18 protein-coding genes are annotated in these 26,076 nt (G+C 40.0%); 16 read left to right on the forward strand and 2 right to left on the reverse strand.

Annotation, left to right across the window (positions count from 1 at the left end; translation table 11 throughout):
- Window positions 1-102 precede the first annotated feature (102 nt).
- Window positions 103-705, reverse strand: coding sequence for a class I SAM-dependent methyltransferase (locus ACH3Z1_RS15120; protein WP_490822823.1), 603 nt, complete (start codon window positions 703-705; stop codon window positions 103-105).
- Between the two features lie 19 nt (window positions 706-724).
- Window positions 725-3,211 carry a glycosyl hydrolase family 18 protein gene (locus tag ACH3Z1_RS15125; RefSeq protein ID WP_490822824.1) on the reverse strand — a complete coding sequence of 829 codons (2,487 nt, stop codon included), beginning with the start codon at window positions 3,209-3,211 and terminating at the stop codon, window positions 725-727.
- A gap of 153 nt (window positions 3,212-3,364) precedes the next feature.
- Between ACH3Z1_RS15125 and ACH3Z1_RS15130 the strand changes: the two genes are divergently transcribed.
- The 16 genes from ACH3Z1_RS15130 to ACH3Z1_RS15205 all read left to right on the forward strand — a co-directional run bounded on the left by ACH3Z1_RS15130 (window position 3,365) and on the right by ACH3Z1_RS15205 (window position 26,072).
- On the forward strand, window positions 3,365-3,937 hold the full coding sequence (locus ACH3Z1_RS15130; RefSeq protein ID WP_490822825.1) for a Pvc16 family protein: 573 nt from the start codon (window positions 3,365-3,367) through the stop codon (window positions 3,935-3,937).
- Between the two features lie 43 nt (window positions 3,938-3,980).
- Window positions 3,981-4,814 (forward strand): hypothetical protein, encoded by an 834-nt coding sequence (locus ACH3Z1_RS15135; RefSeq protein ID WP_490822826.1) that lies wholly within the window; start codon window positions 3,981-3,983, stop codon window positions 4,812-4,814.
- A gap of 52 nt (window positions 4,815-4,866) precedes the next feature.
- Entirely contained in the window at window positions 4,867-6,360 is a 1,494-nt protein-coding gene (locus tag ACH3Z1_RS15140; RefSeq protein ID WP_490822827.1) for a phage tail sheath family protein, read from the forward strand.
- Window positions 6,361-6,406: 46 nt separating this feature from the next.
- Entirely contained in the window at window positions 6,407-6,862 is a 456-nt protein-coding gene (locus tag ACH3Z1_RS15145) for a phage tail protein (protein WP_133475171.1), read from the forward strand.
- 51 nt (window positions 6,863-6,913) lie between these two features.
- The gene (locus ACH3Z1_RS15150; protein ID WP_490822828.1) at window positions 6,914-7,384 is read left to right on the forward strand and encodes a phage tail protein; all 471 of its coding nucleotides are present in this window, start codon (window positions 6,914-6,916) and stop codon (window positions 7,382-7,384) included.
- A 24-nt stretch (window positions 7,385-7,408) separates the two neighbouring features.
- The gene (locus ACH3Z1_RS15155) at window positions 7,409-7,576 is read left to right on the forward strand and encodes a DUF5908 family protein (protein ID WP_490822829.1); all 168 of its coding nucleotides are present in this window, start codon (window positions 7,409-7,411) and stop codon (window positions 7,574-7,576) included.
- 1 nt (window position 7,577) lies between these two features.
- On the forward strand, window positions 7,578-8,285 hold the full coding sequence (locus tag ACH3Z1_RS15160; RefSeq protein ID WP_490822830.1) for a CIS tube protein: 708 nt from the start codon (window positions 7,578-7,580) through the stop codon (window positions 8,283-8,285).
- Between the two features lie 6 nt (window positions 8,286-8,291).
- Window positions 8,292-10,106 carry a type VI secretion system tip protein VgrG gene (vgrG, locus tag ACH3Z1_RS15165; protein ID WP_490822831.1) on the forward strand — a complete coding sequence of 605 codons (1,815 nt, stop codon included), beginning with the start codon at window positions 8,292-8,294 and terminating at the stop codon, window positions 10,104-10,106.
- 11 nt (window positions 10,107-10,117) lie between these two features.
- On the forward strand, window positions 10,118-10,417 hold the full coding sequence (locus tag ACH3Z1_RS15170) for a PAAR domain-containing protein (protein ID WP_486366940.1): 300 nt from the start codon (window positions 10,118-10,120) through the stop codon (window positions 10,415-10,417).
- 2 nt (window positions 10,418-10,419) lie between these two features.
- Window positions 10,420-10,842 carry a GPW/gp25 family protein gene (locus ACH3Z1_RS15175; RefSeq protein ID WP_490822832.1) on the forward strand — a complete coding sequence of 141 codons (423 nt, stop codon included), beginning with the start codon at window positions 10,420-10,422 and terminating at the stop codon, window positions 10,840-10,842.
- 16 nt (window positions 10,843-10,858) lie between these two features.
- Window positions 10,859-14,662 carry a hypothetical protein gene (locus ACH3Z1_RS15180; RefSeq protein WP_490822833.1) on the forward strand — a complete coding sequence of 1,268 codons (3,804 nt, stop codon included), beginning with the start codon at window positions 10,859-10,861 and terminating at the stop codon, window positions 14,660-14,662.
- Window positions 14,663-14,667: 5 nt separating this feature from the next.
- Entirely contained in the window at window positions 14,668-15,471 is an 804-nt protein-coding gene (locus ACH3Z1_RS15185) for a hypothetical protein (protein WP_490822834.1), read from the forward strand.
- Between the two features lie 8 nt (window positions 15,472-15,479).
- Window positions 15,480-18,437, forward strand: coding sequence for a baseplate wedge protein (locus tag ACH3Z1_RS15190; protein ID WP_490822835.1), 2,958 nt, complete (start codon window positions 15,480-15,482; stop codon window positions 18,435-18,437).
- Between the two features lie 10 nt (window positions 18,438-18,447).
- Window positions 18,448-22,668 (forward strand): contractile injection system tape measure protein, encoded by a 4,221-nt coding sequence (locus tag ACH3Z1_RS15195; RefSeq protein ID WP_490822836.1) that lies wholly within the window; start codon window positions 18,448-18,450, stop codon window positions 22,666-22,668.
- On the forward strand, window positions 22,659-24,011 hold the full coding sequence (locus ACH3Z1_RS15200; RefSeq protein ID WP_490822837.1) for an ATP-binding protein: 1,353 nt from the start codon (window positions 22,659-22,661) through the stop codon (window positions 24,009-24,011). The genes ACH3Z1_RS15195 and ACH3Z1_RS15200 overlap by 10 nt, the downstream gene beginning before the upstream one ends.
- Before the next feature lie 108 nt (window positions 24,012-24,119).
- A complete protein-coding gene (locus ACH3Z1_RS15205) occupies window positions 24,120-26,072 on the forward strand; it encodes an NAD-binding protein (protein ID WP_490822838.1) in 1,953 nt (650 codons plus the stop codon).
- Window positions 26,073-26,076: the final 4 nt, after the last annotated feature.

Raw genomic sequence — 26,076 nt, forward strand, 5'->3', positions numbered from 1 at the left:
TCCCGTTCTCTCTTTCTCCCTGTTAAACACACCACCACAAACGCACAGCTTACTTTTGATAGGCTTTGATTAACAGGGAGAAAGAGAGAACGGGAGAGAAGATCAATGATACATGAAGATGGTATAATCATTGGGTTTGTAATCATCGAAGAAGCGGACGTTTTTAGATAGCCGCTCACAGTATTCTCTGATAAAAGCAGGTTTATACGAAACAATCAACCCTTGTTCCGGATCGGCATAACTCAAAAGGTTAAAACCAAAAGCAATCCTGCAATTATTGAATAATTTTTCAATCATCTTCAAAACAAAAAGGGGGTCACTGTTTATATAATTCAGTGAACCTGAGAGTAGGATATAATCTGTAACTGGTAATTCCGAGCTGGAGAAATCGCCCTGGAAAAAAAGTGTTTCGGGTAAAGATGCATAGCGTTCTGCAGCAATATCCAGTAATTCAGGTATTTGTTCTACACCAAAATAACGAACATGCGGATATTTCTCTTGCAGATAACCACGCAGGTCACCATAGCCACAACCGGCATCTAATACTGAGCGATGATTCAGATCGCCTATATTGAATAATACATCAAATCTTTGAACCTGCCCTTCATGGTTCTCCCAACCTAATGCTTCTGCAGTACCCTTTCCATATAGCTTGATTTGTTCTTTATGAAACCGGAATATCCCTGCAGTATCTAATAATGACATACTCGAAGTGTTGGTTAAACTATGGGATATCATCCCGCTTAATCAGCGGCAGAATCAGGTAACGGGTAATGGCAAAGCCTGCCAGCATACCTGCAAGAATAATACCCATCAAAGTATATAAAGGCATATTGATACAGGTATCATTGGTGTCGGTATCACAGAAGGATGAATAAGTGGCGGTGTTATTTACAGAGGTATTGGCCACTATATCATGTCGGTTGGCGCCAACCGCAGGTGCCGATCCAAATAAAGGAATGGTATCATCGCAGAATAAATAACTGAAAAAAGAAAGCACAAAAATGATGGTAATACCCAATAACACGAGTTCCATCTTCTTTTTCCATTTCCATTCTGAACTGTTGACTTTTATCTGATAGATATAGAAACCAGTTGCAAGCAACAATAAAATAAACAGAACTATACTGGTTACAATAAGCAGGTTGGTTAATTCATAGTTGATGTATTCGAACCTGCTCTTATATCTTTCAGCGGGGGGCAGTAATTTATTTTCTGCAGCAATCAGTGAATCAATTTTCAGTTCCTGTAAATAGCGGTTAAGCTTAGTAGCGTATTCACTATCCTGTATATCATCAAAACAAACTTTGCAGGGATTGTTTACAATATACCAGTAGAGCGACAGTTTTCTTTTAGCTTTATCAAGCCAGCTTAACTGCAAGTTTGCGGGGGCAACAATTAAACTGTCGCTAAGGAAGCTGGTATCGATAATGGCAAATTTATAGGCCAGCATATCCCATAATTCGCCATATCCTTTATCATAACCAAGCGCATCAATGCTAACACCACCAAGTCCGTTCTGAAGAATAAAATCGTATTTCTTTTCCAGAGAATTGTCATCATCAAAAATGATTCTTCTGATGGTAACACCTCTCTCATTAACAGAGTCCATGATGGCATTGGCGCTTTCCTCGTCGTAATAAACGGGCCAGTTATAACGCTGGCGGATTTCCGAATAGGTGAGAAGCTGAATAAAACGACCCTTGGTTTCACCTCTGGCCAATTGCCAGCGTGTTCCGGTATATGGAATGGTAATGATTAATTTGTCGGCCTGCACATCAGTATTCAGGTATCTTGATACAGCAGTTTCAATGGTATAATCATTTCGTCCTTTTAAAGGAGCAAGTGCGCCATTGCCCAAAGGAGGCAGGTTACTGAAATCGATGAGGAACCTGTATACAGACTCATTCAGTGCCAGCAGGTCAAAAGCTTGGTCCCTGTCGTACACAGGTAAAGTAACCATCACTTTATAACCTGTGTCCTGAATTTTCAGAACGTCTGCAAAGAATTTAATAAAAGCGCTGAACTTTTCACTTTCATACCCGGGCAGATTATCGAACTGTATATTAACACCATTTGCATTCCTGAGTTTGAGCAGATAAATGGCATTGTCAACAAATTTTTTCTGTGCAGCTGTGTTGCTTAAAAAGTGACTGATACTAGCCGGCTGATTCATTGCTACGGTAAACATCACTTTGCAACCTTCTCCCTGTGCGTCGCTGATGACTTGTGCAGTGTCCCATCCATTCAGCTCTTTTATATTGCCGGTTTTCCCATTCAGAAAAAGTGACTGGTATAATAGAGTATTGAGATAGCCAAATTTATACCCGATGTAACCATCATTCATGGTATAATTATGCATGCCAATCACTTCTGCCTTGTTTTTAACAGAAAGTGTAAACCGCTTTACAATTTTTTTAGCAGTATCTGTAACATAGTTTACAGCACCAGCGCCAAGCCGAAGTTTACGTAAAGCACTTAATGCTTCTCTTTTCTCTTTGCCAGATTTATCCTCATTTACTTTTTCTGTAATGAGGGGTAGGAGTTTATTGGTCAGGTCTTCAATGTCTTTATCGGTAACAATTTTGCTGTCAGAAGGCTCCGGGCGAAGTGGATCTTCTTTTTTCGCTTCTGTTACTGCTGCCGGAGGATCTTCTTTTTCTGCAGCCAGTTTAATAGCGCTGATGATGGCGAGTAAAGTATCGAAGTGCTGATTCTCTCTCAGAGAAAGTTCATCAATTAACAGTTTGATATTCTCAGAAGTAGCAGCAATGGAGTCATTGATACCGAGGCTTTCAAAAACACCGAGGATACGGTCTTTTTCTTTGAGGCGACTGTTTTTTCTGAATTTAAAGAAGTTGGCTACTTTCTTAAAAAGGTTGCCATCTACTTTTGGTGCCTGTTTGGGTATTTCAATTTTTGGCGCCAGTTTTTTAACGGCATCACCTGCAATTTTTTTACCGGCCTCACCACCAGCTTCTTTGGCGGCATCTTTTACTTTTTCTCCCGCTTCTTTTAATGCCTGAACAGCAGAATTTTCTTTCTTGGGAACAGTGTCGGTGTTTTGCTGGAAAAAATCGAAGACTTCAGATGAATGATAGCTTATAGAATTGCCATGCTCCATTCCGTTACGGGAATATGCTTTGGTTCCGATTGCCAGTAGTAAGTAAAAGGCAACGGATAAAAACAGTAAGCTTTGGCGGCTTTTCATATCAAGTCAATAAAAATATCATTTTATTTATATTCACTTGTATTTTTTTGTGAATTTATTATTGTTTTTTATTATTTTTAGTTCCCACCGGAACCCGGCTACCTATTGAGATGAAGGCGAATGATTCGTTCCGATGTATAATCCGCAACCAAAATGATCTATGAATCACTTAACTGTGTAGCCGAAGAACTCAATGAATATTTCAGGAGTAAACTCAGGATATCTGAAGACAAAGTTGTGCTGTCTGGTATTGTGAACCAGGATGGAACAATTGCGATCCAGGGAGAGAATAAAGTATTGATTACTTTAATTAACACTGAGAAAGAGCCCAGCGTAAAAAGCAATGCATCAGCAGGAGGAGCAAGAACATTTGCCAATACCTCTTCCTCTATGAGCGTGAACCTGTACGTATTGTTTTCTTCTTATTTTACAGGCGCCAATTATCCGGAAGCGCTTCGTTTTCTTTCCTTTGTGATTGCCTTTCTGCAGGAAAAAAACGTGTTCAGTCTTTCCAATACACCCAGACTGGATCCCGGAGTTGAAAAACTTACATTTGAAATGGAGAGCCTGAGTTCTGAGAAACTGAATAATGTGTGGTCGACACTTGGGGCCAAGTATATGCCATCGGTTGTGTACAAGATAAGAATGCTGACATTCGACAGCTCAGTGATACGAGAGTACAGACCGGCTGTGGCGGGAGTGGAGAGATCCAATGATGCAGTATAGTGCTGCTGTATTGATATAAATTAAACTAACTGCCAAAAAACCTATGGCTTCATCGTTCCATATATTAACGGGCGTGACGGTTACGCATGCCTATTTCCCTAATGAGATACCAGCAGGTTTTTCTTTTACACCAGATGATGCCACAAGACATTTATGCTTACGTTTAGGTTTGGTATTCCGTGCTGCCAACAATAAAGCATCCGTTTTTTATGATGCACAGTTTGCCGGAAGTCCGCGTACACGGGAAGATGTATTATCAAATGAAGAGACGCTTGTATTCAATCTTTCGAATTCCGATTCCTCTTTTTTAAATTATACAGGTAACATTGAAGCAGGTAATATCAGTAAATCACTGTTTCTATTTAGTAATCTGGATCGTGATGGGGCGAAAAGAGAAGGCTTAACAAAGACTGAATTTGTTTCAGTGGATGATATCATTCCTGTCGATCAAATGGAAGAAGCGTTTTTCAGTAAGCCGTTTGGGCAGCTAAGAATAAGACTCCACAAGGATTTGACGGCATCTTTACAGGTAAAATTCCAGGCAAAAGCTACTTATTGGCGTTATATATTAACGAGCGATCACCTGAAAACGCTGGTTAATCCGGCCGTTGTGCATAAAGAAACCAAACAGGCATTTATTGGTCCGGAGCATTTTGTGCTGCCTGATCAGCGTGATGCCATTGTTTTCAGATCATCAACACCTGTTCAGATGACAGCTTTGCCTAACAAGTCATTTCAGTTGCTGGAAAATTATGAACCTGCGAGTGGGAGGGGAAGGGTCATCATTGGAATGATGCCGAACCCGAGTAATAGTGCCATTAGTCATTTGCAGGAGGCGGGTACAGAGAAATTAAATTATTCGGAAATATTTCTTTAATCTTTTATTAATAACAAACAAACATTATATTTAGAATCCAAAACCAATCACCATGGCTGCAACATTAATGACTCCTGGCGTTTATATCGAAGAGAAAAACGCCTTCCCCGGCTCGGCAGTTGCCGTAGAAACTGCACTTCCTGTTTTTATCGGGTACACCGAAAGAGCGGAACGAAATGGAAAATCACTTTTGCACAAACCCACTAAAATTTCATCTTTTGCAGAGTATGTAGAGATGTTTGGTGGCGCGTTCAATCCGAAATTCACCATCACCGAAGCTCCTGCCGGAACCAAGGAAGAAACATTCAGTCTGAATGGCAAAGAAATGCTTGTCAAAGCCAATGACAACAACACTTTGTACTTCTACAACTGTATTCGTTTGTTCTATTCTAACGGAGGCGCGGGTGCTTATATTTTATCTGTAGGAACTTATGCAGGTAAAGATGGTCTGGAAATCAATTTAGATGATTTCGTAGGCAGCAACGTACCCAATGTATTTGAAGTACTTGAAAAAGAATACGAACCAACACTCGTAGTAGCTCCGGACATTATTGCAAAGCCTGAAATGGCCAATAATTTTTACCAGTTGGTATTACAGCATTGTCATAAAACACAAAGCCGCTTTGGTATTTTCGATGTAACACAATCGAATTCTCAAAGTGCAATGGATGATATTACCCAGTTCAGGGAAGCCATCGGAACCAATTTCCTGAATTATGGTGCTGCTTATTATCCCTGGCTGAAAACATCTATCGTACAGGCTTCAGAACTCGATTTCATGAACCTCGATGCTTCTGTTGACCTCGGTACTATTTTACCTGAAGATGCTGCCAAGCAGGTAGTAACCAATATGAAGGCACTGTCTCCGCAAGACCTGGCCGCATCTCGCACCAATGTTCACCAGTCGCTGAAAGCATCCAGCTCAACTTATGTTCATATACTGGAAGAAATCAGGTCAAGACTGAACCTGCTTCCACCAAGTGCTGCGATGGCAGGCTTGTATACACTGGTAGACAGTTCAAGAGGTGTCTGGAAAGCGCCTGCAAACGTATCTGTTAATATGGTGAATGCGCCATCTGTAAATGTATCGCATGAGCAGCAGCAGAAAATGAATGTAGACGTTATTGCAGGTAAATCAATCAATGTCATCAGACCTTTCCCTGGTATCGGAACACTTGTTTGGGGTGCCCGTACACTGGATGGTAACAGCCAGGACTGGCGTTATATCAATGTAAGAAGAACATTGATCATGATTGAACAATCATTGAAACTGGCAACCAGGGCTTATGTATTCGAGCCGAATGATGCTGGTACATGGGTAACAATTACCAGTATGATGAATAATTTCCTGTACAATCTCTGGAAACAGGGTGCATTAGCAGGTGCTGCTCCCGAGCAGGCTTATGATGTGCAACTGGGATTGGGTGCAACCATGACACCTAACGATATTCTTGATGGTATTATGAGAATTACTGTTAAAGTAGCGATCGTAAGACCAGCGGAATTCATCGTGATCACATTCCAGCAACAACAGCAACAATCATAATTTCAAAGGGATCTCAACTATTCATTAATTCAATAAAAAATATTTTATGGCAGATAATGGAGCAGCACAGTCAGCCGCAACGTGGCCACTTGTCAAATTTCAGTTTTCAGTAAAAATCGGATCCGATGAACTTTTCTTTCAGGAAGTTACCGGACTCTCATCTGAAACACAAGTAATAGAATACAGAGCGGGCAATAGCCAGGCTTATTCAACCGTAAAAATGCCGGGTATCAAGAAGTTCGGTAACATTACGTTGAAGAAAGGCATCTTCAAAGATGATAAGAAGATGTGGACTATGTATAACGCTATTAAGATGAATACCATTGAAAGGGTAACCGTAGTAATCAGTCTTCTCGATGAAGCCAATGCGGTAGCCATGTCATGGAACCTCACTAATGCGTTCCCGTGCAAGATGACCGTAACCGATATGAAATCTGATGCGAATGAAGCAGCTGTGGAGACCATGGAGCTCGCGCATGAAGGATTAACGATCGTAGCTTAACATAAGCGAAAGGAGAAGTACGGGTATTGATTTGAAACTTGATTAATCATTATGTCAAAGAGCCAATATCCTTATAATATCCCTGTCGGATTTAGTTTTAAAGTGGTATTTCCTCTTTTCGCCTTTCTGGATGGAAATGAATGTATGTTTCAGGATGTAACAGGCATAAACGTCCAGATAGAAACCACCGATGTGCAGGAGGGAGGAGTAAGTGCTACTTACAAATTGCCCAATAGGGTTAAATACGATAATCTTGTTTTAAAGAGAGGGCTCCTTAAGGGCTCCTCTCTTTATTTTTGGATGAAGAACTCATTCAGCAATTTCGATTTCAGACCTATGGATATCCTGATCATGCTGCAGGATGAAAGAGGTATTCCCTCCGTTACATGGATGTTCAGAAAAACATACCCTGTAGCAGTGAAAATATCAGAATTCAAATCCATGGAAAATTCGATCGTGATCGAAACACTTGAATTGTCGTACAACTATTTTGAACGCGTAGATACACCTTCTTTTATATAACAGAAGGTATTTAAAACAGTGCTTATGCCACTTGAAATACGTGAACTGGTCATCAGGGTGAATGTTCGTGAAAACGAAAGACAGACTGATGAAGCTGAGATCAATAGGAAGATCCAGGAAATGAAAACAAAAATTGTAAAAGAGTGCATGGAGAAACTCCTCTCCAGGATCGATAACTTAAACACGAGATGATATGAGTGTGATGGATACCTTATTGGGTGGGTTAAAAAAAATCAAGATCGAATGTTTCTCCGATCCATCCTGTTCTATTACCAAAAAGAAAGGAGAAATCGAAGCATTTATCAATCCTAAATCATACACGAGAAAAAAAACAGTTGAATATACCACACCAGAAGTCATCAGCGACAGCGGTCAAACCTATTTCTTTTCAAAAATGGGAGAAGAAACATTGGTGTTTGATGAAATTATTGTAGACGGAACCGGTCTTACTGAAAACTCTGTTACTTCTATTTTATTTCACCAGGATGTAGAAACTTACGTACAGGATTTTCAGGAAGTAGTATGCCAGTATGATGGAGATTCGCATAGTACCAATTACCTCAAAATATCATGGGGTAAATTGTCGTTTAAATGTGTTTGTAAATCGGTAACAGTAAAATATACACTCTTTAAACCCGACGGAACACCGCTGCGCGCATCCATTAATATGGAACTGCAGAAAAATGTAGACTGGCAGCAGAAAGCGATGGAAGCAGGTAATAACTCACCTGATCTTACGCATTTACGTACCGTAAAAGCAGGAGATACACTTCCTCTCATGAGTTACCAGATTTATGGCGACAGTTCTTATTACATGGAAATAGCCAGGGTGAATAAATTATCTAACATCAATGCAATAAAACCGGGAGACCAACTCTACTTCCCTCCATTGAAAAAATAATTCCCTATGGCTACACCTTTAGATAACCTTACGAGCCTTACACTGAGGGTTACCGTAAAAGTGGACGGGTCACCAATGGGAGATACCTACGGACTTTCTTCTGCCAATATTGTTCATACGGTGAATAAAATATCAGTGGCCGAACTGGTATTGCTCGGAAACATCAATCCCGCAGAAGGTACGGTGCCCATATCCGATGCAGCAGATTTTAACCCCGGAAAAGAAATTGAAATAACTGCCGGTTATGGAAATGCAGCAGAAAAAAGCCTGTTCAAAGGTTTCATCGTAAAACACAGCCTTGAAGTAGATGGTGAATCGCCTTTTAAAGTAAGACTTACCTGTAAACACAAGGCAGTGAGTATGACTTTTAATGAAAAGGAAGCCAGCTTTAAAGAAAAAAAAGACAGCGAAATTATTACTGCTGTTATTGGAACCTATAGCGGATTAAGTTCAACCGTAACGGCTACTACAACTACCTATGAAAATTTTTTCCAGGTAAGGTCAACGGACTGGGATTTTATTTTATCCCGTGCAGATTTTAACGGTTATATCATCTGCATGGATGGAACCGACTACAAACTCGAAGTAGATAAGCCCAAACTCGATGGAGCTGCTGTAATGAAAATTGCTGTCGGAGAATCGATGATGGCTTTTGAGGCAGAACTCAATGCAGAAGACCAGCCCACAGCCTTGAATGCTTCCGGCTGGGACAATAAGACACAGGCCATGCTCAAATCTACAGCAGCAGAGCCTACGGTGAATGCACAGGGTGAATCGTCTTTATCTCCAAAGTCGCTGTCTGCAAAATTAAACCAGAAGGCACTTGATCTGGTATCGCCAACCCCCATGACTACTGCCGAATTAAAAGTATGGGCAGATGCAGTGTTACTACGTAAACGTATGGCGGCCTTCAAAGGAAGAGTGAAGTATGTAGGTAATGCTACCGTAAAAACAGGTAATATCATTGAACTGGAAGGTGTGGGTAAAAAATTCAATGGTAAAGCATTTGTCTCATCGGTTAATCATATCATCGAACCAGGTACATGGAACACTACGGTTCGGTTTGGATTGGATAATACACCCATTCATAAACTGCCCGACTTCGGTTATTCTCCTGCTACAGGGCAATTGCCTCCCGTATATGGCTTGCAAATTGCTACCGTAAAAAAATTAAGTGCAGATCCTGGTGGACAATACCGTATTCAGGTAGAACTGGCATCAGTTGCAGAAACCAAGCCGCAGTTATGGGCCAGGTATGTTAACTTTTATGCTACTTCAACAGCAGGAGCGGGATTTCTTCCGGAAATCAATGATGAAGTAATCATTGGCTTTCTGGATAACGATCCAAGATATCCTGTGATCATTGGTTCTGTTTACAGTCCTAAAAATAAACCGGCTAATCCACCTGCAGATGAAAATAATTATATCAAATCCATCATCACCAAAGCCAAACTGAAAATCACATTCGATGACGAGAAAAAAGTGATGAAGTTCGAAACACCGGGCGCCAATTCCATTACCATCAGCGACGAGGATAAATCTATTCTCATCAAAGACCAGAATGGGAACACGGTAAAAATGTCATCGGCAGGTATTGACCTTGATAGTGCGAAAGATATTAACCTGAAATCGAAAGGTGCTGTATCTATTAAAGCAACAACAAAAGTATCCATTGAAGCAAGTGGAGGAGATGTGGAACTGAAAGGGCTGAATATTAAAAACACAGCCCAGGTAGGATTTACAGCAAAAGGAACAGCCACCGCAGAGTTATCGGCTTCCGGACAAACAACAGTGAAGGGAGCAATGGTGATGATAAATTAAATAATAAAGAAATGCCACCAGCAGCCAGACTAACTGATATGCACACCTGCCCGATGCAAACACCGGGAGTGCCGCCTATTCCGCATGTCGGAGGACCGATTGTTGGTCCGGGAGCACCAACGGTATTGATTGGTAAAATGCCTGCGGCGGTGATGGGAGACAATGCAGTTTGTGTTGGGCCACCCGATTCTATTGTAAAAGGTTCATCAACTGTAATGATCTGTGGTAAACCCGCAGCACGTATGGGCGATACCACAGCGCATGGAGGCAGTATTGTATTAGGATGTCCAACCGTAATGATAGGAGGATAATTATGAGTAATGAAATAAAATCATTCTTGGGAACAGGCTGGAGTTTTCCTCCAACCTTTAACCGTTTCAGTAATTCAGTGCAGATGGTATCCGATACCAATGATATCGAAGAAAGTATCAGGATCATATTAGATACATTTCCAGGTGAAAGATTGATGCAGCCCGAATTTGGCTGTTTCCTGAAAAGACTGGTATTTGAAAAAATTGATACGGCATTGATTACACAGATCAATGATGTAATTGCAAAAGCCCTGCTCAATTTTGAACCCAGGATCAAATTCATTAATTCAGAAGTCATGCAGCGAAACGATACTGAAGGTGTTTTGCTGATCAGAATAAACTATACCGTCATCATAACCAATACCAGACACAATATTGTTTATCCGTTCTATTTTACGGAAGGTACCAATGTGCAGGGTAGTTAATGAAGTGAGTTAAGCAATGAGTCAATTTGAAGCATCCCATATCGCAGATGGCATTAGCCAGACAGAGAGATACCCACGCTCACTGCAACCCGATTTTTTTCAGATCGATGAACGGGATATGGATGATATGCTTCGTTTTATTGTAGAGTTATCGCAGCATTTCAATTATTATAATCTTAACAACCAGATTGACGGTAATTGGGAAGATATTCTTCTCTCTGATATCAATGTCATTTTACGTATCGTTCCCAAATTCGGGGTGAATAGTTTTATCAGAAAATACGATCAGCTCAAAAGCAGTATCAGTCGTCAGCAACCTGATGAGGTAAATATCAAAGCAGTAAACCGTATTTTTCAGTTCCTGGATAATTTTATCGGATTCCAGGAATCAGTGCACCAGAAATTCAGGATCAGTTCCAGAACAGATCAGGGCATGCTCGATTTCAGGAAAATTGTAGCTGGTCATGATGCTTTTGATACCGAAGCGGAAGAGTTAGACCAGTTGATCCAGCAGGCAAGAGAAGTTTTTGGTGATGCCATTGAACTGCCTGTCTTCAGAAAAGTTCGAAGTGTGGTAGCCGGTATTACAACCGTTGAAACGGAATCCTTACAAGGCTCTCATACAGTTGCGCAAATCAATGACCTGTTACACAAAACAGACAAGCTATTCGGATCGGTACGATCAAAATATAGCCGACTTTCGGAAGCAGCAGAATGGTTCCTGTATAAGCAAAAAGGTAGTGCAGACGAATACGAGCCACATATTGCCTTGCTTATCAGCTTTCTGGAATTGTACAAATACCTGCGAAGTGACATCAATCAACTAACGGGTAAACACCTTGACTTTTATTATAAGGATATCCTCGGACTAAAAGCAAAAGAAGCCATACCTGATAAGGCCCATATTGTAGCATCTCTAAACCCGTCTTTTGAGCAATACCTGCTCAAGAAAGGAGAAATAGTGGTTGCTGCTGTTCCAGGTATGGAAAATGAAGTTCGTTTTGCTGTCGATGATGATCTGCTGATCACCAAAGCCAGCATCCGCGAACTCAATACCGTGTATGTAAGTGAAACGGTGAAAATACCGTTTAAATCAGACGAGTATGAAGATGTAAAAGAGTTACAGGTATTTTTTGCTAATAACCCGGTGACTGCTGATAAAGATGCGCCAGCATGGCCATTGCTGGGGGAAGATCAGTCAGAATTATCTTTTGATCAGCGATCCATGATGCCAGCCGACATGGGTTTATTTGTATCGTCGCCATTGTTATATGCAGAGGATGGTAAAAGAAACCTGCGGGTAAAATTTTATATACATGATAAAAGTGCGCTCGGGTTTCTGCATCATGTAAGAAATTTTTCTGCCGTTACAGACACGCATGAAAAAGTGCTGATTTTTGAAATGCTTTCAAAAGCATTTATGGTAAGCATTACGGGGAAAGAAAACTGGATCAATATAGATAAATACACCATTCATTACGAACTGGAAGCAGTAACGGATAAATATATTGAAATTGATTTTGAATTAGGTCATAATGATCCTTCAACAGGTGTATATCAGCCAGCCATTCATGGATATCAACTGGAAACTGCATGGCCTTTACTTCGGTTGCAGATTAACAACAATTCATTTCACAATCCCTATACTTTTCTGAAAGACATGGTATTACAGAGGGTTGGTATCCGTTTGGCTGTTACGGACAGTGCTTCTGTAAAACTGCAAAATAATATTGGTGTACTCAGTATGGCCAGTCCCTTTCAGGTATTCGGACCACAACCGTCTATCGGATCCTATCTTGATATACATAACCCAAATATTTTCAACTGTTACACAAAAGATATTTCAATAAGACTGCACTGGTTTGATCTGCCACGAGACAAAGGTGGATTTGAAACATATTATACATCGTACCCGAAATATTTTGGTAACGATGCTTTTAAAATAGCAGTAAGTGCATTAAACGATGGACGTCATCAGCCCATCCCTGAATTACGCCAGCGGTATTCACTTTTTGAAATGGGGAAAGAGCCTGGCACCATGGCATACCTGGGTAATACAACACATGTTGAGGGGATTGATTTTTCAAAAATCAGGTTTGCCAATACGCTTTCTCTGGAAGAAACAGCAGCCGGAACAGAAAACAGTTATCGTGAAGGTTCGGTAAGATTAGAGCTTACCTCCCCTGAAGAAGGTTTCGGGCATCGTATTTTTCCAGGGCTTTTTCCTGAAGTGATCATGCATAATGCAAAACGCTTCGCAAAAAAAATACCGATACCCAATCAGCCATATATACCAGTATTGAGCCAGGTTTCGATTGATTATGTGCTTGAACATGCAGAAGCTGTAAATGGCATTAATAAGGAAAGCGAAAAAGCGCATAACCTCAGTTTATGGCACTATACACCTTTTGGCTACCGGTCTAATTATCCATCCAATGATGTATCTGATATGGGCTTTATTCCCGTATTGAGAGACCAGAGTAATTTGTTTATCGGATTAGCAGATACGCAGCCTGGTGAATTACTCAGCCTGTTTTTCCAGATAGAGGACAATAACAATGATGATGCAAGTTTTGAAATAGAAACAGTTCAATGGGCAGTATTACAGGGTAATAAATGGAAAGAAATTTCCAAGTCGGATATATTGCAGGATTCTACAGGCAATTTTATTAACAACGGAATTGTTGTTTTACGCTTACCATCATCAGAGAATGGCATTAATACGGTACTGAATCCTGCTTATTGCTGGCTCAGAATTTCCTGTAATAACCGTGGTGATCTCAGAACAAAAGTCAAGGGCATTTTTACACAGGCAGTTACGGTGTCCCGCTTACTGGATGAAGGAACGGCATCTGGTTTGTTACAACTGGCACCGGGTATGATTAAAGGAACTGCGAAAACCATTCCGCAGATACAACAAATCGTTCAGCCTTACGCATCTTTCAATGGAAGAGAACCAGAGTCACCGGAAAAATATTATGCAAGAATCAGTGAAAGACTACATCATAAACAAAGACCACTCACAACTACCGATATTGCTGAAATGGTGCTTGAAGCTTTCCCTGATATCATTAAAGTACATTGTCTTGGTGCAGGCGTTAGTGTAACGGCTCATCATGCAGCAGAAAGCGATATTAAAGTGGTCGTTATTCCTGGAAAAAAATCACATGTAACCGATTGGTCGGAAGAGCCCAAAGCGTCATTATCTACCTTGTTCCAAATCAGGAAACTGGTACTCTCTAAGCTTCCATCTTTTATTAAGGTGGATGTCGTAAACCCTGTTTATGAACGGGTGAAAGTAGTGTGTGGAGTGATCTTTAATGATGCCAAACATAAAGACAGTATTGGGAATAATATCAACAGACTCAATCACGATATCAGACGGTTTATTTCTCCATGGCTTTTCAATGCAGATTCCGATGTACAAATGGAGGGGAGGACATATATATCCGAGATACTTAATTTCATCAAGAAATGTCCGTATGTGATGCATGTAACATCATTTTCTGTGTTGCATTTTTATCATGTTTATGATGAGCAAACAGGACGTTACGAAGCTAAAGTGGTGGATTCTGCAGTTCAGAAAGTCGATTTTTTAAAAGGCTCACTTCCGGGTAGCATATTAATATCAGCTCCTGAACATGAGATCAGTATTTTACCGGAAAGAAAATACCTGAAACCACAGGAAACCGGTATTGGCGGATTGGTAATTGGAGAAGAACTCTTAGTGACCAGTGAAAAAAACAAACTCCAGGCAGACGATAAAATAAAAGATAGTGAGGAGGAAAGATTTGATTTTACATTTCATTCAAACGACTGACCTATATGAAAACACAAGGCAATAATAAGTCTTTCGGAAGAGAGGATCTGAAGAAGTATTTCCGTAACGGGCAGATACCAACAGAAAATCATTTTGCTTACCTGATTGATTCAATGATCAATAAACAGGATGATGCTTTTCTGAAAGATAAAGATGATGGTTTTGTAATTGCCACCATGGGAAATTCCAATCGGTTTATCTCGCTATACAAGAACATCAACGACCTTGATCCTTTTTTCTGTATTGAAAAGGATGAACAGGGCGTAGAAAGCATGAAAATAAACCCGGTTCGTGAAGATGAAGAGAGTTCAGATAATAGCAGTTTTTATTTTGACGTAAATGGTAACCTGGGCATCGGTAAAAGAAGTACTGGCGGTTTAAAGCTGGATGTGGCAGGGTTCAGTGGCATGCAGGGCCGTTTGGGAACTTTTGCATCAGGATCTGTACCCGCTGATGGTAAATGGCACACCATAGTGGAAGGACTTGATAACTGTAATGCTTTTGAGGTAGTAGCCAGAACAGGAAAAAAAGGAACCGGAAAATTTGCCATTCTACATGCAATTGCATTGAGTGCATTTGGTGGATCGAGGGGACGCATCAGAAAAACATCAGCCCATTATGGATTTTTCTGGAACAGGCTTCGTTTGCGTTGGACGGGCAAAACACATAACTACAGCCTGCAAATCAAAACTGGAAATAATTACGGTAATGAAGTAGATATTTTTTACAATATCACAAAACTATGGGACGACGAATTATGTCTGCCAGGAGAATATTTTAACTCATGGAAGACAGATGATTCTGTATAAAAAGCAATATGGACAGGGATAGTATATTAGAATTTCAGTTGGAAAAACCAACAGCACCAGATTCTGCACTGAATTATGAATTTCTTCGTGCAAAAGGACTGGAGTTGGTACAACGATACGCCGGCTCAAAATGGACCGATTACAATCTCCATGACCCGGGCGTAACCATATTGGAATATCTCTGCTATGCCATAACAGATTTAGCTTACCGTACCGGTTTCGATATCAAAGAAATTCTTACCGGGAAAGACGGTAAAATCAACCTTGAAAAAAATCTTTTTTATCCAAGGCATCAGGTCCTTACATCAAAACCTATACTGGTTAATGATTTCAGAAAACTCATCATCGACCGTATTCCGGAGATCCACAATGTTTGGATTGTTCCGGTAACGGATACAAAGGGAAAAGAAGGGATCAAAGGATTGTATAATGTTTTGATTCAGGTAAACAATGAGGAAGCAGATCAGTATTTAAACACAGAAGCTTCACCTGAAGATAAACAGTTATATAAAAAGAAAATAATTGATCAGGTTAGAACTGTGATTAACGGACAGCGAAGTTTAGGAGAAGACTATCATTCATTTGTGGTGCTTGATCCTGCTGATATTCAGATTGAAGCGGAAGTGGTGGTGGAAAGACACCAGATGCATGAAGAAATTTTAGCGGATGTGTATGACATGCTGATGCGTACCATTACTCCTCCTATTCATTTTTACTCTGAATCGCAATTGGAGAAAGAAGGCTGGAGCATTGAAGATATTTACAGTGGGCCATCCTTAAAACATGGTTTTATAAAAGATGAAGAATTAAAAGAAAGAGTTGCCATTCTGGATCCGTCAGACATGATTCAGTCAATACTGAATGTACCTGGTGTAAAATATGTACGCAATTTTATGATCCGGTTCAGCCAGGCTGAGTATGATTTCAGACCTGTTAACCTGGATGCCGAAATGTTTCCCCGTCTTGTATTCGATGTGCATAATCCCGGAATCAGGGTATTCAATACCAGTCACGAGTTACCTGTTAAGGCCAGCATATTTTCAGGCCTGTTGCACAAAAAAACCGACAATAGTAAAAGAAAATACATCAAAGGATATGGTCATGATGAAGCCAAGCATATTAAAGCCGATCACCGGCAGATAGATGTGTATTTTTCCATCCAGCATTTATTTCCGCACTTATACCGGCTGAATGCAGATGAAATTGAAGGAGCTCGAGTGATTAAAGAAGAGCAGGATCCGAATATACGCGCAGATAAAGCTAAAGTAAAACAACTGAAAGCTTATATCATGTTGTTTGAGCAGATTATGGTTAATTATCTAGCACAGTTGTCAAATGTGGGGAACATACTTACAGCAGATATTGATTTGCAAACGGCAAGCAGCACCTATTTTACTGGCAACCTGTATGAAGTACCCGGAGCAGGAAATATACTTTCTGACTTCATGTCTAAAAACGCCAACCTGAACCATGTAGACTGGGATTATTTCAAGAATGATCCTGAGAATGGGTACCTCAAATTCCTTAGTAATTCGATAGAACCGGATGAAGTGTTTTTCGACAGAAAAAAAAGGATACTGGATCATTTGCTATCTCGCTTTGATATCAACCTTGTTAAATATCCATTACAACTGTATTATCAGTTATACCAGCATGGAGATGAAAAGGCGTCACGCTTCGCGGAGTTGGAGTGGAAATCTGATATCCTGAAAAGGATAGTTTCATTTGGTTCTCTCAGAAACCAGGCTATCGATTATACAGACCAATTTTCCAATAAAAGAAGTGGTTACGATAGCTTGATGGCTGCCCTTCTGTATTTACCCGAATCGGGTATCAAAAATATTTCCCTGTCATTTGACGAAAGTCTTGGTCAGTGTTCTATCAGCAGCAGTAATCATTATGAGTCATCTCATTCAGGGAAAAAAGTGTTGTATGAAGTTCGATGGGATGATGAACGAATAGAAATGCTGGTTAATGAATCCTTGCTGGAAGAGTTGCTTTCATCCGGGGAAGAAAAAACGAATACGGTTGAAGAAACAAATATCAGTGTGTCCTCACAAAAGACAGCTTTTTTGAAAGAAGGCATAGACCATAAATATTATCGGATAGGACAGGAAATAAATGGTCAGGGGTATATTGTATTATACAGACCTCCTGATAAAAGACAATGGCTTCGCATCGGAAAATTTACAACGCGTGAAAAAGCACAACAGCAGTTGAATCAATTTATTGATACATTAAAACAGATCAGTGTTTCATCTGAAGGCTTTCATACACTGGAGCATATTTTATTGAGGCCTGAACCAGAGGCTAAATCATTCGGATTTCAGGTATTCGATGATAGGGGATTGCTGCTGCTTCAGCAAAATGACTGGATGGATTTACATAGGAGGGAGGAAGTGCTTGACATCATTAAAACAACCTGTCAGCGAATCATGGAAACCGGCGACTATTCGATTTTTTCGGAACTCGATGAATTATGCCAGATCAATTTGAGTCAGGACAGAAATTATACCTGGCTCATCACTCCCAAGACTTTGCAAGTGGCATACAGGGAACAAATGGACCAGTTTGTCAGAAAAATTACTCATACAATCAACCAGTTGCAACTACAGTCATCTTCAAAATACCCGACCATAAAAAGTATAGTAAGTTATTCGAAAGATATTGTATTGGATGAACAGTTTTTCTCATTCAGGATGTCGGTAATAATGCCAGCCTGGCCAGCAAGATTTCAGGAAGGCGATTTCAGGGAATTTGCGGAAAGTCTATTCAGGGAACATGCGCCGGCACATATGAGACAGCAATTTTTCTGGCTATCGGTGAAAGAGATGAAGAGATTTGAATCGATTTATTTTCCCTGGCTGCAATCTTTACAGGAAGGTGGTAGTGTTGGAGCCATGAACCGATCTCTGAGTAGAGAACTCATTATGATTATAGCAGGCGCGCAACATATCTCATCATAAAAACAACCCATTGTCACGTCAGTATTTCAGTATCAACAGGGAAATATTTGATATCGATTTTACGTCAAAATCGGGGGGCTATGATTTGCAAAGCCGCATCAGTTCATTGGTGAATGGCACACTGACCCGGCAAATGGAATTGTTACTTGAGAAAAATATTCCGGAAGAGTTTTTATATAAAATCAATACACTGACTGTAGAAGTAGGTACGGTTAACATTGATAACCTGGAGCAGGAACTGCCTCAAAAATTCATGGAAGCTTTTGCAGCCGTACTGGAAGAACAGATTCGCAAACAACAATCAGGGCTGGGAGGAGATAATATTGAGATATTACCCACCGATCATAGTCTTATTGACCTGATGGATTATTTTTTATACACAGGCCATTTGCCATGGTGGGCTGTAAAGAACGAATCTTTTACGCCATCGGTGGCCTTGGAAGAGTTACTGCGTAAAGATACTGCAGCACTCAGAGCCATCATCATGCGGGCCGGACAGTTTGAGCATGTTCGCAGGCGTTTAGTAAGACAGTTTTCCAAAGAACAGGTACGAGGTATTATAGGGGTTCTTGAACCGGGTGAAGCCGCATATATTTTTGGGTTCGAAGAAAAAATAATAGAAGTAAAAAATGCAGATGGACTTGTAAAGGCAGAAGAAAAAGAATTTGAACAGTCACTCTCTTATTTTATTCTTACGTATTTGATTGTTGAAAGAGGTGGAGCATTCAACAGAAAAGAATTTGCTAAAAGTATACTCGGACAAATTGCATTTAATTTCAACATGCAGTATGTAGCACTGCTCCATGTGTTTTATTCAGCACTTGAAATTATGAAAGCAGATGGTCCGGATTATACATCTTCTTTAAAACTGTTGATTCAGGAATTAGCAACAGAGGCATATGAAATGCCGGAATGGAAGGATATTGAATCTGCAAAAAAAAGAAAAAATATAGCTCCTGAAGACAGCATCCGGAGTCTGAGTATCATCAGACAATATCTGGTATCAGGCACTTTGCCATTCTGGATTTCAATGAAAGAAGGAGAAGTAGAATCTACAAGAGCTTTATTGTTCAGGCTTATATCAACGGTTCCTGATACATTTCAATTAATGCTGTCCCAGTTGTCATGGAACAGGGATATAGCTGATCGTTTATATGCATTACTTGGTACAGACAGGACCAGAGAATACTTGAAAATTTTGTACAGTAGCCGTGCAGAAACCTTTTTAAAGATAGCTGCGACTTTCAGTTTGCTACATAAAACAAAACAAACCTGGATGGTTACAGAACAGGTATTCGAAGAAGCAGTATGGCATTCGGTATTGGCTGCAACATTGCTTTCGCCAATTAACCTGGTCGATGACAAACAACTGGTTCGGTTATTATTAAAAGGTATCGGCGCACATCTTCGTGTTTCTGTACCCACAGTAGTACAAAGAATACAGGCAGGAGTAAAAGCGCTTTTTAATGTAGACCAGATGCAGATGCGACACCTCGATTTGATTAATGATGTATTGGCAGAAACGCAGGGAGCAAATGATCTTTTGTTGATGGTAAATAAAACTGAGCAGAACAAGGAGCAGGAACTTACTGAATCATTATTTAGTACTGAAGCACAACTGCTGAGTCATCTTCTACGTTTTTTTCTTCAATATGGAAGTCTGCCCTGGTGGGGGCGCTCACATGCCGGAAAATCTCCTGCCATGTTATTCCAACAATTGCATGCAAAATCACCTGTGGAAGCACAGTTGGTATTCAGGTTTGCCGGCTCATCTTCGCAATTAAGGAAAAGATGGTTACAAAGCCTGGGGAAAGAGTCATTTTTAATGATGTTACAACATACCGATGCTTCAGGTTTTGTAATAAAAGCATATCAATTGCAACTGGATTTTTTTGCCGTTCTGGCTGCGTCATTGAAAAAAAAGCATATTGATTCTGTAAAAGCTGAATGGGTAATAGCAGATATCAGTTGGCAACTATTTCATGCAGGGCTCTATCAATCGTTTTCTCTGACAGATTTTTATCTGAAAAATTTCTTTGCAGGTGTTCAGCTTCTGGAAACAGAGCCAGCACTTTTATTGCATGAATGGGAACGATGGCTGGCATTGCCTGACCATACAGTAACACCTGCACGATCGGTTTTGCATGTTTTGGTAAATAAATATGCAAAACCGGATATTTCGAAACCCAATATACCATTGTCTGAAGAAAACCTGTTGTCTCCGGTCATCAGGCAAGCATTAATCAATATAGGCGTTCAGGTAGCTGCCGATGTTAAGTACACATCAATTGCCGAGCTGCTAAAAATGGCTGATAGTAGCTCAAAAGAAAAAATGGCCACCTATTTCATGGGGGTATTAAAATCTTACCTGGTATCAGGTTTTTTACCTCCATTTTTTGACATAACTGATGAGCACGCAAGAATTGTTTTTTTCAGACAGTTAGTAGAGATCGTTTATACCATCTATCCTTTGGAATTGGTAAAACTGTTATCAGCAACAGAAGTAAACGTATTCCGTGTGCTGGAAATAACATCGCTTTACCAGGTATCGGAAGGAGGCGATGCGAAAGATATTGCTTTATTGATGTTGCCTGTTCGTAATAAAGTTCAATCTTTTATTCGGTTACAGACAACAGAGGAAATAAAAATACAAGGGAAAAGAGAGCAGGAAGTATTTGTGGAAGACATGCTGATGGCTTTTTCAGCTGAACCGGAAACGGCAGCAGATAGAGACAGGGCTAACATTATTTATCATATTCTGCGATATTACCTTACCTGGAACAGGTTGCCAGATTCATTATTGAAAACTGTGACGATTTCAGGGGATATGGTGATTCGACATTTTATCAGACAACTGTTTTCCATAGATCAGCAGAAAGTGCAACAATTATTGGGAGAGCATACCAATCTTCCATCTTCCATCATGTCTTTGTATGCAATCCTCGCTCTCAGTGATAATAATGATGATAAAAAAATACTGAAGTTACTCAGTGGTTACCTAAAGAAAAATACAGAACAGGATAAGGGAGCGATTTCATTACCCGAATTCTTGGATCAGGCAGATATTCCTTCATTTTCACCATCCGGAGAATGGGAGGATCAAGCAGCGCTTGAAACAATGATCCGTTCAGGTTCTATAAAAGAAACCCTGAAACAGAAAAAGGAATGGGTGAGTTATTTGTCTGAAAAGGGCGGGTCTTTGTATAATGAAGTGCTGGTAGTGTATAAAAACCAATTGCACAGCTCTTTTCAGGAAGATGCTTTTTATTTAGAAAATCTGGTGTTTGCTGCGTTTACAGATACACTCCTCCGTGAAAAAGCACTCATCGTGTTACGTTATTTCAACCTGCAATCTGCTGTTCAGGGCTTACAATTCAGAAATCGCGAAGAATATTTTTCTTTATTTCTGTCATATTTCACCCACACCATGCCCAATGGTACTCATGCAATTGAGCAACTGTATAATAAAGAAACAGAAAAGAAAGAAGCGCAGGAAACAGGGTTATTGCCCATCTTGGCAGCACAGGTTAGTATGTTAAAAGATATTGAACTGGCATCTGATTCATTTAATCAATTTTATGAAGACAGACATGCTTCGCTTACTTCAAGAGACCGTTTACTGGAACAACAGAAAATAGCTGAATCCCTGGAGAAAGAATTGAAAGCCGCTAAAGAGAAAGAAAGAATGTTGGAGGCTGAAGAAGCGGCATTAAAGCAAAAAGAAAAAAAGACAAAACTCTTTATACCCAATGCAGGGTTAGTTATTCTTCATCCTTTCTTTTCTACCTATTTTACCAGACTTGGACTGATGGAGGCGAGTGCTTTCATCAACGAGGAAGCAAAAGAAAGAGCTGTGCTTTTATTACAATATCTTGCAACCGGGCGAAATAAGTTTGATGAATATGAACTCATACTGAACAAACTGCTGTGTGGAATGCCTATTGAGCAACCTGTTGCTTTTGATATTGAACCCACAGAAAATGAAATTGCCCTGACAGAAGAATTATTTGAAGTGCTGAAGCAAAGATGGGATAAGGTAAAAAACAGTACTGTTGAAGGTATCAGGGCATCGTTTATCATCAGAGAAGGCGCACTTGAATTCATTGAAGACCAGTGGAACCTGCGGGTTGAACAGAGAGGGTATGATATGTTGTTGCAAACACTGCCATGGGCTTTCGGATTTATTAAAACAAATTGGATGAATCAAATACTGACTGTAGAATGGATATAAAACCTGCAATAGAAAACGCTGCGACCCTTCGGTCTGAACTACAATGGTTGGCAAATATCATTGATGCAAGATTTAAAATATACTGGCAGCAGGAAGGTGCATTGACTGATATTTTTGAGATACCGGCACCCGACCTTACAGATAATACATCCATGTATGCCCAGGTGGTAAAACATTATAAAATGTCTGTAGCCGAAAGAATGATCCTGCTTCTTTCGCTGGCACCGCATGTGCAACCACATTTACTTGATGTGTTTTATGTTAAGAATGCCAATTATGACCGTGGCTTTACAGAATTCGGCGGGGTGAAAGGACAGAACCACTCCGGGTTTATTCCTACAGGAGAAACGGCAGCATTCATACTGGCAGCAGATAGCCTGGAAAAAAGATTCTCATTGCTGGAGATTTTTGGAGAAGACCATTATTTCGGTAAACATAAAATACTCAAACTTTCACCTACACATGCTGATGAGCCTTATTTAAGTGGTGTACTCACATTGTCTGTTGAATACCTTAACTATTTTACCAATGGCAATTCGCATAAACCCGATTACAATGTAAACTTTCCCGCAAAAAGAATAACTACCCAGTTAGACTGGGAGGATCTGGTTTTACAGGACGACACATTGGAGGAAGTAATGGAAATCAGAGACTGGATTCAGTATGGAGGTCATTTGTTGAATGAGTGGGGCATGAGTAAGAAAATAAAGCCCGGTTATCGCTCTCTGTTTTATGGCCCGCCAGGGACAGGGAAAACACTGACTGCATCATTGTTGGGAAAATCGTCCGGACTGGATGTGTACCGTATAGATCTTTCCATGGTGGTTTCGAAATATATCGGTGAAACAGAAAAAAACCTTGGTAATATTTTCGATCAGGCACAGAATAAAAACTGGGTCTTGTTTTTTGATGAGGCAGATGCCTTGTTTGGTAAAAGAACCCAGACCAGCAGCTCAAACGACAGGCATGCCAACCAGGAGGTTTCATACCTGCTCCAGCGTGTGGAAGATTTTCCCGGAGTGGTCATCTTGGCCACCAATTTAAAAGCCAATCTCGATGAAGCTTTCACCAGGAGGTTTCAGTCGATGATCTATTTCCCCATGCCAACACCAGAACACCGGAAAAAATTATGGCAACAGGCCTTTTCAGACCACACAACCCTTGATGCAGGAGTGAACCTGGATGATGTGGCTGAAAAATATGAAATGGCAGGCGGAGCTATCATCAATGTAACCAGATACGCTTCTTTAATGGCTTTGAAAAGAAACTCCAACATCATTTTAATGAAAGACATTCTTACAGGCATTCGAAAGGAATTTGGAAAAGAAGGAAAAACGGTCTGATTTGTATAGGATGTGTGTATCTCGTGAGGATTTTTAGACAGATAAGAAACAGATGTATCTGATAAAAATGTAAATTGTTCATCTTAAAACCAACTAACTCACCTTGCTATGAATTTAAAGCGGGTTAAGCCATTTATTTTCCCTGTACTGATCATTTCAGTATTTCTTTTTGCCATCATTGGCTTTAGGGAAGACCTTGGCGAAAAGTTTAATTTCTGGGGTGTACTCTTTGCTATTTTCAACTATTTTATCATGAATGATGCCGACCCCGTAGAAGTGTCGGGCAATCCATTCCTGCTGGCAGCAAAATACCTGGCGGCTGTGTTAGTCGGATATGGTCTTTTCTCACTCTCATTCAGATTTTTGCGTCGCTTATATTTTTCCTATCGCATCCGCTTTTCTTTTTCAGATCACATCATTATTTTTTCACTGGATCCAATTGCAAAAAGCATCGCTGAACAATTGCTTACATCTGGTTATAAGGTAGTGATCGTAGAAAACGATGAAGAAAATCCTTCAATTGAAGAAATAGAGGAAAAAGGCGGTATCATCATCACATCCAGTCCCTTTGAAAAGAAAACATTGGATATGGTAGGTCTTTCAAAAGCAAGAATATGTATCCTGGCACATACGGAAGATATTACTAATATACAGATTGCTGATAAGATCAGCAGCTACGCTTACCAGTTTCATATCAATGAAGAGCGGGACGGACATGATGTATTAAAGATATTCATGCATATTGATGAGTATGAGAACATAGATGTGATCAAGGATTATTTTGACATCAATAACTCGGATGAACATTATGACCTTCATGCATTCAGTATCAATCAACTGGCGTCGCAGAAAGTGTATGATACTTATGCGCCTCATCAATATTTTTCACCCGCAAATGAAGAAGAGTGTTCTATTGCTGTGATTGGCTGCAATAAAACCACTGAATTTTTCCTGCTCGAAAATATTATTCTAAGTCATTATGCCGGAAAAAAATCATTGAAAATTTACCTGGTAGATAAAGATGTAGAAACTTTCTATCATGATTTCCATTATCAATATCCATTTTGTGATGAATATGTTGAGCTGATTCCGGTTAAATTATTGAATGCCAATTTCTTTGCCAATTTTGCCTGGTCAAAATCTCATATAGAAAAACTCGCAGAAGTAAATGCTGCTTATTTCTTTGGGGAGAGTGATTCTGTTGTAATGAGTACTGCTGCTGCATTCAGGCAATTTCTTTATTCACAAACATTGTCGGTATCGCAGGTGCCGCTGATCATTACTTTGCCCGAAGACAGTGGCATATATAATTTTCTGAATGAAAACGATATGCACAAAGATGAGGTGGAAAATATGTTCAAGTCCTCACTCAATATGCATTACCTGAGAAGACAAAGTGATACTTTCTCAGGTAAAAGCCTGATAGAGGAATCTGAAATGACTGATTCGCTATCGAGAGTAATTAATTTTTATTACTCGGTGAGTTATGAATTTGAATATCTGCTGACAGATTTGTTTAAACTAACCAATGTCAAATCGCTTATACCAGAACTGGTTTCCTATATTGAGCAATATCCCTTAAAGCACCCATCCATTACTGAGTCTGTTCTGGAGAATGATTTTATTGATTTTCTGGCTGGAAAAACAGGTGTTGATAAAAGCCAATTATTAAAACATTGCACCATCAAGAAAAGATGGAACCTGCTGAACAACAGGAAAAAAGACTCTAATCGTTATGCGGCAAGAAACCTGGTAGTAAAACAATACATGATGCAGCAGATTGGTTGCTGGCCGGTAAACAGGGAGCAGATCCTGAAATTTTATTCGGTGTTGGCTGCTGTTGAACATAAGCGCTGGAGTGCTGAAAAAATGGTCTTCAATTTCAAATACGGGCCATTCCCTGCAGACCGGAAAGAGAAAGCTGTACTAAAAGAAGTATTGAAAATTCATGACCAGTTGATACCCTATGAAAAACTAACAGAAGGCGAAAAGGAAAAAGATCTGAATCTCTTTCTGTTAATGCCATTATTATTTGCTTTAAAACAACCCTCAAAATTATAAACAT

Source organism: Sediminibacterium sp. FW305-C-49 (assembly GCF_058231085.1).

Bases quoted from the DNA above. Each gene is read 5' to 3' on its own strand.
- ACH3Z1_RS15120 (WP_490822823.1), bottom strand. From the start codon at position 705: ATGTCATTATTAGATACTGCAGGGATATTCCGGTTTCATAAAGAACAA.
- ACH3Z1_RS15125 (WP_490822824.1), bottom strand. From the start codon at position 3,211: ATGAAAAGCCGCCAAAGCTTACTGTTTTTATCCGTTGCCTTTTACTTA.
- ACH3Z1_RS15130 (WP_490822825.1), top strand. From the start codon at position 3,365: ATGATCTATGAATCACTTAACTGTGTAGCCGAAGAACTCAATGAATAT.
- ACH3Z1_RS15135 (WP_490822826.1), top strand. From the start codon at position 3,981: ATGGCTTCATCGTTCCATATATTAACGGGCGTGACGGTTACGCATGCC.
- ACH3Z1_RS15140 (WP_490822827.1), top strand. From the start codon at position 4,867: ATGGCTGCAACATTAATGACTCCTGGCGTTTATATCGAAGAGAAAAAC.
- ACH3Z1_RS15145 (WP_133475171.1), top strand. From the start codon at position 6,407: ATGGCAGATAATGGAGCAGCACAGTCAGCCGCAACGTGGCCACTTGTC.
- ACH3Z1_RS15150 (WP_490822828.1), top strand. From the start codon at position 6,914: ATGTCAAAGAGCCAATATCCTTATAATATCCCTGTCGGATTTAGTTTT.
- ACH3Z1_RS15155 (WP_490822829.1), top strand. From the start codon at position 7,409: ATGCCACTTGAAATACGTGAACTGGTCATCAGGGTGAATGTTCGTGAA.
- ACH3Z1_RS15160 (WP_490822830.1), top strand. From the start codon at position 7,578: ATGAGTGTGATGGATACCTTATTGGGTGGGTTAAAAAAAATCAAGATC.
- vgrG (WP_490822831.1), top strand. From the start codon at position 8,292: ATGGCTACACCTTTAGATAACCTTACGAGCCTTACACTGAGGGTTACC.
- ACH3Z1_RS15170 (WP_486366940.1), top strand. From the start codon at position 10,118: ATGCCACCAGCAGCCAGACTAACTGATATGCACACCTGCCCGATGCAA.
- ACH3Z1_RS15175 (WP_490822832.1), top strand. From the start codon at position 10,420: ATGAGTAATGAAATAAAATCATTCTTGGGAACAGGCTGGAGTTTTCCT.
- ACH3Z1_RS15180 (WP_490822833.1), top strand. From the start codon at position 10,859: ATGAGTCAATTTGAAGCATCCCATATCGCAGATGGCATTAGCCAGACA.
- ACH3Z1_RS15185 (WP_490822834.1), top strand. From the start codon at position 14,668: ATGAAAACACAAGGCAATAATAAGTCTTTCGGAAGAGAGGATCTGAAG.
- ACH3Z1_RS15190 (WP_490822835.1), top strand. From the start codon at position 15,480: ATGGACAGGGATAGTATATTAGAATTTCAGTTGGAAAAACCAACAGCA.
- ACH3Z1_RS15200 (WP_490822837.1), top strand. From the start codon at position 22,659: ATGGATATAAAACCTGCAATAGAAAACGCTGCGACCCTTCGGTCTGAA.
- ACH3Z1_RS15205 (WP_490822838.1), top strand. From the start codon at position 24,120: ATGAATTTAAAGCGGGTTAAGCCATTTATTTTCCCTGTACTGATCATT.